Source organism: Qipengyuania sp., from assembly GCF_043423005.1.
Taxonomy (GTDB): Bacteria; Pseudomonadota; Alphaproteobacteria; order Sphingomonadales; family Sphingomonadaceae; genus Qipengyuania.
Map to the genome: position 1 here is coordinate 23,627 of NZ_JBHWMI010000049.1, position 9,335 is coordinate 32,961.

A 9,335-nucleotide genomic window follows, 5' to 3' on the forward strand; every position below is an offset into this window, starting at 1 on the left:
CTGGGGGGTATATATGACAAGGGCAAAAGGAGTTGCAAGACCCATGTCTCAATTGCTGGTTTCCCGTCGAAGACTGATTGGAGCAGGAGCGCTTGGCGCAGGTGCACTGGCCTTGCCCGCTTGGGCACGCGGTGCCGATCTGCACGGCGGTGGATCGATCCGCCCCGGCTTCGATGAAGTGTCAGGCCGCGACATCGCGCTGACCATCGGCGAGGGACCTCGCGTCGTTCAGGGACGTCGAGGCCGCGCGATTGCTGTCAATGGTAGCGTGCCGGGTCCGCTGGTGCGCCTTCGCGAAGGCGAGCCGGTTCGTATCGCCGTTACCAACACGCTCGACGAGGACAGCTCGATCCATTGGCATGGCCTGCTGCTGCCGTTCCAGTTCGACGGCGTTCCCGGTGTCAGCTTCCCCGGAATCAGGCCGGGCGAAACCTTCGTCTACGACATCCCTGCGCTGCGACAGAGCGGCACGTATTGGTGGCATAGCCACTCGGGACTGCAGGAACAGGCCGGACATTACGGCCCGATCGTGGTCGAACCCTCCGGCCAGGACGCCGTGCAAGTGGATCGGGATTACGTGCTGCTCCTCAGCGAATTCACCCCGCTTCACCCGCACACGATTATGGACAAGCTGAAGAAGGGCGAAGGCTACTTCAATTACCAGCAGAACACCTGGACCGACGACTATCCGCTTTCGGGCGAAGACCGGCGGATGTGGGCGCGCATGCGCATGATGGCGACCGACATTCTGGACGTGACGGGATCGACCTACACCTACCTCGCCAACGGGCGCGGACCGGAAGAGGGTCTCGAGTTCCTGTTCAACCCTGGCGAGCGGGTGCGGCTGCGCGTCATCAACGGCAGCGCGATGACCTTCTTCAACGTCCGCATTCCCGGGGTGAAGTTCTGGGTAGTCGGTGCCGATGGCCAGAACGTGCGCCCGGTCGAGGTCGAGGAGTTCCAGATCGGCACGGCGGAGACCTACGACGTCATCATCGAGCCAACCGGCGAAGCCCGCACGATCGTCGCTGAGAGCATGGATCGATCGGGTATGGCCGTCGCGACCCTGGCCTCCCGCCCTGGCGCGCGGGCAAGTGTACCACCCTTACGCGACCCGCCGCTCCTGACCATGGCGGACATGGGTATGAACCACGGGTCAGGCGGAATGGATCATGGCGGTGGCGACATGGCCGGAATGGACCATTCGGCCATGGGCCATGACATGTCATCACAAGGTGCAACTGCCGAGCCGATGTCGGGAATGGATATGAGCGGCATGAGCATGCGCGACACGTCCCTGCTGCCGCCCAGTGTGACGGTCGGCCCCGGCATCGACATGGTGTCGATGAACCCGGTCGATCGCATGGGCGATCCGGGCCTCGGCCTGGACAACGTTCCCCACAAGGTTCTCACCTACAAGGATCTTGTGGCGCTCGAGCCGAACGACGATCTGCGCCGCCCGTCGCGGAGCATGGAGATCCATCTGACCGGCAACATGGAACGCTACATGTGGTCGTTCGACGGCAAGAAATTCACCGCCGTGAGCGACGATCCGATCCGTTTTGCCTATAACGAAAGGGTTCGGGTGAAGCTGGTTAACGACACGATGATGGCCCACCCGATCCATTTGCACGGGCATTTCTTCGAACTGGTCAACGGCGCGCCTGCCGACCGACAGCCACAGAAGCACACGGTGATCGTACAGCCCGGCGGCAGCGCGACCTTCGACCTCACCGCCGACGAACAGGGCGACTGGGCCTTCCACTGCCATCTGCTCTACCACATGCATTCGGGCATGTTCCAGATTGTGACCGTCGCTAAGCCGCCTTCGGCTCCCGATGTGAAGCGGGTGGGAGAAGAATGATGCGCCTGCTCGTCGCCATGCTCCTCGCGAGCGCCGCAACCCCTGCTATCGCACAGGACCATTCGGGTCACGCGATGCCTGGCGCGCAATCGCCAGCCCAGACCGAATGCGAACAGGAAGCCGCACGCCATCGCGCCATGGGCCATCCGGTGCCCGAGGGGGCTTGTGAGCCTGCCTCGCCGCCGGGGGAACCAGTCTCCGCCGACCGGCACGAAGGCCGTTCTGGCATGGATCATTCGCAGATGGACCATAGCCAGGCGGAGGGAATGGACCATTCCACCATGGACCATTCGGGGATGGATCATAGCCAGATGCCGGCGATGGACGATTCTACCATGGAAAACATGGACCACGCGGCGATGGGCCATGAAGGGATGCAGTCGTCCGGCCAAGCGCCGATGGACCATCAGGCGATGGACCACGGAGCCATGGACCATGGCACTATGGACCATGGCGCCATGGACATGACCCCCATCCCGCAAGGACCGCCTCCGGCTGCGGCGGGATCGGGACCGCCCCGTGCTGCCGATGCGATCTGGGGGGCGGACGCGATGCGTGCCTCCCGCGATGCTCTGCGCGCCGAGAACGGCGGGATGAACGTTTTCTGGTTCCAGGGCGACCGCGCCGAATATCGCGCACGGGAAGGCGGGGATGGTTACCTGTGGGACGTGCAGGGCTACTACGGCGGCGACCTCGACAAGTTCTGGTTCAAGAGCGAGGGCGAAGGCACATTCGGCGAAAAGCCCGAGTCCGCTGAAATCCAAGGCTTGTGGAGCCATGCGATCGGCCCATGGTGGGATCTGCAAGCCGGCGTAAGGCAGGACCTGACAGGCCCCGAACGCACCCACGCCGTCATAGGTGTGCAGGGTCTGGCGCCCTATATGTTCGAGGTCGACGCGGCCGCTTTCTTGTCGACCAAGGGCGATCTGACGGCACGAGTCGAAGCCGAACTCGATCAGCGCATCACCCAGCGGCTCATCCTGCAACCGCGCGCCGAGGTAAACCTTTCTGCGCAGGACATTCCCGAGCTGGGTGTCGGAGCCGGTCTCGATACCGTCGAACTGGGGCTGCGGCTGCGCTACGAATTCGCCCGTGAATTCGCGCCCTACATCGGCATCGAGCAGGAATGGAAGGTGGGCCAGAGCGCCGACTATGCCCGCCTGGCGGGCGAGGATCCGAATGTGACCAATTACGTTGTGGGCGTCCGGTTCTGGTTCTGAGGGGGTAAACGATGAAAAGGTTTAGGTTTCGCGGCTGCGGCTGCGGCAGCACTTTGTGCGATCGTCCCTGCGGCACACGCCCAGCATGCCGATCACGCCGATCATTCGGCCCATGACACCCAAACCGCGGCACCGGACGCGCTCACGCAGCAGGCAGAGTCGGTGCTCGTTGCCTACCGCGAAGCACTGGTTGCCCGCGACGAGGCTGCCATGCGTATGCTGTTTGCCGCGGACTCGCTGGTTCGAGAATGGCAAGGCCGAGGGCACGTTCGCGCAGTACATGGAGCACCATCTCGGCCCGGAACTCGGCGAGATCACCGAGTTCACATTCACCAATCCAACAGTGAACGTCCGGATGGTCGGTCATGTGGCGTTTGGTCATGAAACCTACCGCTACCGGATCGCCCTCACCGATGGCCGCGTGATCGAGCGCGACGGGGTCGCTACATCAGTGCTGACTCACAAGGATGGCGCGTGGAAAATCGTCCAGTACCATTCCTCGTCCCGCGCGCCGCGGCCGAACTGAACGGGCGGCGCATTCTGCAATGACAATCCAGCGTTCGCGCAAGCTGCGGCTGCACATTTTCGGCAGCAAGGTCCACAAGTGGCTCGCTGTCTTTGTCGGTGTGCAAGCGCTTCTTTGGATGGCAACCGGGACGATAATGTCGTTCCTGAAGATCGAACACGTCCGCTCCGAGCACGTGATCTCGCGCGAGCCGTTACCCCTGGGTGCTGACGCACCGCTACCCTCTTGGGCAACGAATGTCGGCGACCTGGTCTCGGCGACCACAAAGACGGTCAACGGCAAGCCGGTGGTCGAGTTGAAGCGCGTCAATGGCAGCGCCACGCTGCACGAAGCAGTGACCGGACGGAAATTGTCGCCGCTCTCGCGTGACATCGCCGAGCAAATCGCCTTGGCTGCTTGGACGGGGCCCGACACCGCGATCAAATCCTCGAAGTCCATTGAAGCGCCGGTCGGCACGGAGTTCGGCGGGCCATTTCCGGCGTGGCAGGTGCAGTTCGCCGACCCGGATGACACGCGCCTATACGTCGACGCGTCAACCGGCGCGGTGCTTGCGGCGCGGAGCGACACCTGGCGCTTCTTCGATTTCGTCTGGGGGCTCCACATCATGGACTGGACCCAGCGCGACCGGATCAACAGCTGGTGGCTGCTCCTGTTTGGCATCGGTGGGACGCTCATCGCGTGTTCGGGCTTCATACTTCTCGCCAATCGGTTCCCCAGATTGCGTCGCAAGTAGAGGTAACCCAAGGCAGGCTGCGAAGCATTCGCAGCTTTTCCCAAACGGCCGCTCAAAAACAGCGCTGCGTCTGAGCCTCGTTCCCCCTTAAGCTGAATTCGACTCAGAAAATCAGATCCCAAAGTCGAGCGACTTCGATCTCTCCTTCGCCAATGAGTGCGTCGCCCTGGTCCAGACCGTCACAGAGCTGGACGGCTGCGGCCATTGTCCGATAAGTCTTCCCGGTGCCGGGCGGCCCGTAGAGGATGAGGTTGACCGGGTCGGATTGGACGGCCGTTTCCCGGTCGGCGTCCGCGGTGTCCGCACCGTCGCGCCAGCGCGAGAGGTTGGACCGGAACCACTCGATGTCCTGGTCTTCGCCTTCGAAGGTGAAGCCGATCAGGCGGCGGCTCATCTCCTTGCCGGTTCCCACCCGCCAGATCGTCGGCTGGTAGGTGTAGAAATACCAGTCGCGCGGCTCGTAGTCTTTCTCCCAATCGACCGAGACGGTTTCGCCGTCGTCCGACGCCTCGGTGATGGTCCCCCGTGCCTTGATGCGCATGACCGACACCTTGCGGCCCCAAGCATCGAACGGCAAATCGTGCTGCTGGACGAAGGTCGCCTTGATCGCGATGCGATCGCCGGGACGCATCGCCTCGACATGCTGGCGGGCCTGCTCCGTCGGCGTGCTGATCTGCCAGATTCCCTCCGCGAGGAAGCGCTCCGTCTGGTCGTCAGTGCGCCCGAAGGAGGATCCGACGAACCAGTAAGGCCGGTCGCCTTGATCGCTAGCGCCGTCAGCGTCGCCGGCGTCTTCTTCTTCGTCTGCCTCGAACCAGTCCTCGTCGAGCGCGGCCCATGCGAAACCCTGCACGTCGAACAGGTCGCGGGGCTCCCAGTGCCAGTCGTCGCGCATCACCGCGAAGATGCGCTGCTGAAGCGCGAGCCATTCCTCGATTTGCGCCCGATCGGGATCGCTGCCGCGAAAGATCGGCTCTCCGAGCAGCAGCGCTCCGAGTTCCCGGGCCTTGGACACCTTGACCGGCGCCGCTTCCAGGGGGCGCGCAAACCCGGCCACGGTGATCGCGGTCGACAGATTCTGCCCCACCGTGAGGTTGTTTGCGCCCCGTTCGCGCAGGCCCTGCATGATCTCGCAAGCATGCCAGATCGCATCGACGATCGGCTCCTTCGACCGGGCAAGCGCGCCAAGCGCCGCGTAGAACTCAGGCGCCAGTTCGGGGTGCTTGCGGTGGAAATCGTCGTCCAGTTGCCAGCGAAGCAGCGGTCCGCTGTTCGGGATCAAAGCGCGGAAGATGCGCCGTCCCGCTGCCTCGTCGTCATCGTCACTGTCGATGATCGCGCGCACCGACGCGAGCATCGCGTCCTTGTATTCGCGCTCGACGCGTTCGTAGGCGTTGTCGGTCTGGGTGAAGCGATCGAATTCCGGCACCCGATCGAGAAAGGCCTGCCGCAGATCTTCGAGCGCCGGCCAATCGGAGGCCTGTTCCGTTTTGCCGTTACTCTCGCGAAACTGGCGATAGTTCCTGACCGCCGCCGCGAGGGAATTCATTCGTTGGGCCGGAATAGTCGAATCCCCGACAAGAGACTCGGGAGCCTTGCCGGTTTCCGCGGCTATCTTGCAGATCTGTTTCAGGCGTTCAGTAACGCTCTGCATACGGTCCGCTTCGAAGGCGTGATCAAGATCGGGTTCCTCGAACCCAAGCTCGCGCATCGAACGTTCGAACCGCCTCACTCGCGACATACGGTTTGAAACCGATGTGAGCGCCTTACCCTTCCATCGACGTGTCTCGAGCCACGCTTTGAATTCACTTTCTTTCACTTGGCTGTCCCATTTGATTCAATAACCTGCTCCCTCTAGTTATGTCACCTTTGATCAGAATAATCGTCGAAACGACCACCACGACCTTTGCCTCTGGTAAAACGATGGGCGCCCTCCCGCCCTTCGAATAGCATCGCCATTCCCTTCGCAGTTTCCAATAGCAACGCCTGATCCATGTCGAGTCTCTCTCCACGGTAAACGGCCGCGCGGTCGATCAGCATCGTTGCTTGCGGGAAAGAGGCGATCTCCTTTGCAAGCAAGACTGCCTCGGACCGCGCGTGGCCGGGCGGGACTACCCGGCTCGCCAAGCCGATACGAAGAGCTTCTTCGGCTCCTACAGGTCGTCCCGTCAAGATCATGTCGAGCGCAACACCGCGCCCGACGATACGGGGAAGGCGAACCGTCCCCCCATCGATCAGCGGCACCCCCCATCGCCGACAATAGACCCCAAAGACGGCGTCTTCTTCCATCACGCGAAGATCGCACCAGCATGCAAGTTCCAAACCGCCGGCAACCGCATGGCCGTCGACCGCTGCGATGACCGGTTTGGAAAGGGCCATGCGCGTCGGACCCATCGGTCCATCCCCTTCCAACTCGACCCGGTTTCCCTTCCCGTCCGCAAATGCGATCAGGTCGGCACCCGCGCAGAAAGTGCCACCCGCGCCAGCGAGCACTGCAGTCAGCGAAGTCTCATCGCTCTCAAACGCGCGAAAGGCCTCGGCAAGCAGGTCGGCAGTGTCGCGATCAACAGCATTGCGGCGTGCGGACCGATTGATCGTGACGATCGTGACCGGACCATCCCGCTCGACATCAATGCTCACGACACAGCGCCAAACTGGTCGCGCAGGACGCGGCGAAGAATTTTCCCTACTGCGCTCTTGGGAAGCGCATCGACGCGTACGATACGCTTGGGCACCTTATGGGAAGCCAGACGCTCCCGCACATGAAACCGGAGCACGTCGTCGGAAACCTCATCGGCCAACACCACGCAAGCACACACGGCCTCGACCCACTTCTCGTCCGGAACGCCCACTACCGCGGCCTCACGCACCATCGGGTGCGATAACAGCGCCTCCTCGACTTCGCGCGGATAAATATTGTAGCCGCCGCTCACAATCATGTCGCTGGTGCGATCGACCAGGTGCAAGAAGCCCAGTTCGTCAAACCGCCCCATATCCCGAGTGCGCATGAAGCCATCCGGAAGCCGAGTTTCACGATCGAGTTCTGGTGCCCCGAGATACCCGGTATGCACCATCGGCCCGGCAACCGCGACTTCGCCCACCTCGCCTGCTGACACCTCCGCACCGGATTGATCGACAAGTTTCAGCGAAACGTCGGCACTGACCTGTCCGCAAGCGCCCAGCGGCGCGTCCTCGCCCAAATGATCTGCTGCTTCAAGCACAGCCAAGGCTAGCGGCGCTTCTGTCTGTCCATAATACTGGGTAAAAATCGGACCCATGCGCTCTAGCGCGCGGGTAATTACGGAGCGGGGCATGGGACTGGCTCCATAAATTACGCTGCGCAAGTAATCCGGCGGCATCGCTTCGCATTCCAGCAGCATCTGCAGCATGGTCGGCACCAGATTGGCATGAGTAGCGCGATGGCACCTTGCGGCATTCCAGTACGTCTCTGGATCGAAACCCGGCAGTATGATCGAACGCGCGCCATTGATCCAAAAGGGAAGGACGAAGGTCCCACTTGCGTGGATCATGCTTGCTGCATGAAGCATGCCGTCATCCCGACTGGGCGAGCAAAGGTTGGCAAGAATGTTGGAACAGATCGCGGCATAGGTTGCCTGCGTGTGCTGCGCGGCTTTCAAGGTGCCAGTGGTGCCGGATGTGAAAAGCGCAAGGACGATGTCGTCGTCCGGCGTATCCAGCATAGGATCAATATTGCCCGCGCGGGCAAGCCATTGCGCCGCGCCGTCCATTTCCTCTGGCAAGATAAGCGTGCATATACTGCTTGCCCGACCGAGAATTTCAGCGCGATCGCGTCGGCTCGCGCTCGCGATAATTGCGCCCGGACCGGTTTGCTCGATCATCACGCGATGTTCTGCCTCTGACAGTCGCGTATTGAGGGGCACGCGTACGGCGCGAGCCTTGAGGCAGGCGAAATCGAGTGGAATAGAGAATGGCCCGTTGTCGACGAGCAATGCGATTTTGTCCTGTGGCCGGATACCTTCGGCGATCATTGCCTGTGCCAATTGGTTCGACAATGCATCCACCTGGGCGAAACTCAGGAAGACATCGCCGCATTCGACCGCGATCCGGTCTTTCCATCTCCGCGCGCCTCGCCGCACAAGGTCAACCGTTAGCGGCAACGTTCATTCTCCCTCATGATTCATCCCATGATTCACGAAAGTGCTATGCACATCAATCGTCGGTATCCGGCCCGTAAGCGGAATTGCGGCTTTCGTTGGGATTTGACGGGAAAGCGGACATTTCTTCTCTCACTCGCGCGCCAATTGCGTTTGGGTTAGAGCCTTTTCATGCTGTCCCAGAAAGTCCGCTATGCCATCCGCGCCATGCAGCATCTCGCCGACAGTTACGGCGAGGGGCCAGTGCAGCTTGGCGAAATCGCAAAAGCACAAAGAATCCCCGCGGGCTTCCTGACAACCATCCTTTCGGAGCTCGGTCGGGCGGGAGTGGTCGAGTCGCAACGCGGCAGGGGCGGAGGGTACTGGCTCGCGACGCCGCCGAACAAGCTCACCTACGGCGATCTCGTCCGGCCGATGCGCGGTTCGCTGTCGCTGGTGCCGTGCGCCAGCCGCAACGCGCACGAACGCTGCACGAACTGCTTGGCCGAAGATCAATGCCGCCTGCGCGCGTTGATGCTCAAGGTGCGCGACCGGACTGCCGAGCTACTGGACACGATCTACCTTTCAGATCCCATGGACGCCTTGCCGTCGTTCGAGAAGATGCTGGTAGAACAATCACCCGCTGCCTGAAGTTGAATAGCCCTGTCGCATCCCGTATTGTCAACCAATGCGTTCTAGCCACCCTCGGCACCACCAACTGGATGTCGATAAATAAATGGCGTGTTTGGTTCTACTGAATATCGACTTTAGAATGCCCCGATGAAAACCATCTGCGCCCGGTTCTGACGTAGCCAGGGTCTAAGTTCAGGACCCATTAAATCGCTTGCGCGGGAGGCAATCGGTTGATTCAATGGCA

Annotated in this window: 8 protein-coding genes; 5 read left to right on the forward strand and 3 right to left on the reverse strand. The window is 61.7% G+C overall.

Features of this window, described 5'->3' with window-relative positions; all coding sequences use genetic code 11:
- Nucleotides 1-43 precede the first annotated feature (43 nt).
- The 4 genes from ACHFFA_RS08105 to ACHFFA_RS08120 all read left to right on the forward strand — a co-directional run bounded on the left by ACHFFA_RS08105 (nucleotide 44) and on the right by ACHFFA_RS08120 (nucleotide 4,343).
- Nucleotides 44-1,864, forward strand: a complete 1,821-nt coding sequence (locus ACHFFA_RS08105; RefSeq protein WP_394270341.1) for a copper resistance system multicopper oxidase — start codon at nucleotides 44-46, stop codon at nucleotides 1,862-1,864.
- Entirely contained in the window at nucleotides 1,864-3,084 is a 1,221-nt protein-coding gene (locus ACHFFA_RS08110; protein WP_394270349.1) for a copper resistance protein B, read from the forward strand. The genes ACHFFA_RS08105 and ACHFFA_RS08110 overlap by 1 nt, the downstream gene beginning before the upstream one ends.
- A gap of 223 nt (nucleotides 3,085-3,307) precedes the next feature.
- Complete coding sequence (locus ACHFFA_RS08115; protein WP_394270342.1) at nucleotides 3,308-3,610, forward strand: YybH family protein; 303 nt, start codon at nucleotides 3,308-3,310, stop codon at nucleotides 3,608-3,610.
- A gap of 19 nt (nucleotides 3,611-3,629) precedes the next feature.
- Nucleotides 3,630-4,343: a PepSY domain-containing protein gene (locus ACHFFA_RS08120; protein ID WP_394270343.1), complete on the forward strand. Its 714-nt coding sequence runs from the start codon at nucleotides 3,630-3,632 to the stop codon at nucleotides 4,341-4,343.
- A gap of 103 nt (nucleotides 4,344-4,446) precedes the next feature.
- Here the strand turns inward: ACHFFA_RS08120 and ACHFFA_RS08125 are convergent, their stop codons facing one another.
- From ACHFFA_RS08125 to ACHFFA_RS08135, 3 genes are all read right to left on the reverse strand, one after another.
- Nucleotides 4,447-5,892 carry a hypothetical protein gene (locus tag ACHFFA_RS08125; RefSeq protein WP_394270344.1) on the reverse strand — a complete coding sequence of 482 codons (1,446 nt, stop codon included), beginning with the start codon at nucleotides 5,890-5,892 and terminating at the stop codon, nucleotides 4,447-4,449.
- Between the two features lie 314 nt (nucleotides 5,893-6,206).
- On the reverse strand, nucleotides 6,207-6,983 hold the full coding sequence (locus ACHFFA_RS08130) for a crotonase/enoyl-CoA hydratase family protein (protein ID WP_394270345.1): 777 nt from the start codon (nucleotides 6,981-6,983) through the stop codon (nucleotides 6,207-6,209).
- Nucleotides 6,980-8,482 carry a class I adenylate-forming enzyme family protein gene (locus tag ACHFFA_RS08135; protein WP_394270346.1) on the reverse strand — a complete coding sequence of 501 codons (1,503 nt, stop codon included), beginning with the start codon at nucleotides 8,480-8,482 and terminating at the stop codon, nucleotides 6,980-6,982. Before ACHFFA_RS08135 ends, ACHFFA_RS08130 begins: the two co-directional genes overlap by 4 nt.
- Before the next feature lie 168 nt (nucleotides 8,483-8,650).
- Here ACHFFA_RS08135 and ACHFFA_RS08140 point away from each other — a divergent pair, with 168 nt between their 5' ends.
- Nucleotides 8,651-9,109: an RrF2 family transcriptional regulator gene (locus ACHFFA_RS08140; protein WP_394270347.1), complete on the forward strand. Its 459-nt coding sequence runs from the start codon at nucleotides 8,651-8,653 to the stop codon at nucleotides 9,107-9,109.
- Nucleotides 9,110-9,335 lie beyond the last annotated feature (226 nt).

What these genes read in the sequence shown, in the direction of transcription:
- ACHFFA_RS08125 (WP_394270344.1), bottom strand. Translation starts at nt 5,892, where the DNA reads ATGAATTCCCTCGCGGCGGCGGTCAGGAACTATCGCCAGTTTCGCGAG.
- ACHFFA_RS08140 (WP_394270347.1), top strand. Translation starts at nt 8,651, where the DNA reads ATGCTGTCCCAGAAAGTCCGCTATGCCATCCGCGCCATGCAGCATCTC.
- ACHFFA_RS08110 (WP_394270349.1), top strand. Translation starts at nt 1,864, where the DNA reads ATGCGCCTGCTCGTCGCCATGCTCCTCGCGAGCGCCGCAACCCCTGCT.
- ACHFFA_RS08105 (WP_394270341.1), top strand. Translation starts at nt 44, where the DNA reads ATGTCTCAATTGCTGGTTTCCCGTCGAAGACTGATTGGAGCAGGAGCG.
- ACHFFA_RS08120 (WP_394270343.1), top strand. Translation starts at nt 3,630, where the DNA reads ATGACAATCCAGCGTTCGCGCAAGCTGCGGCTGCACATTTTCGGCAGC.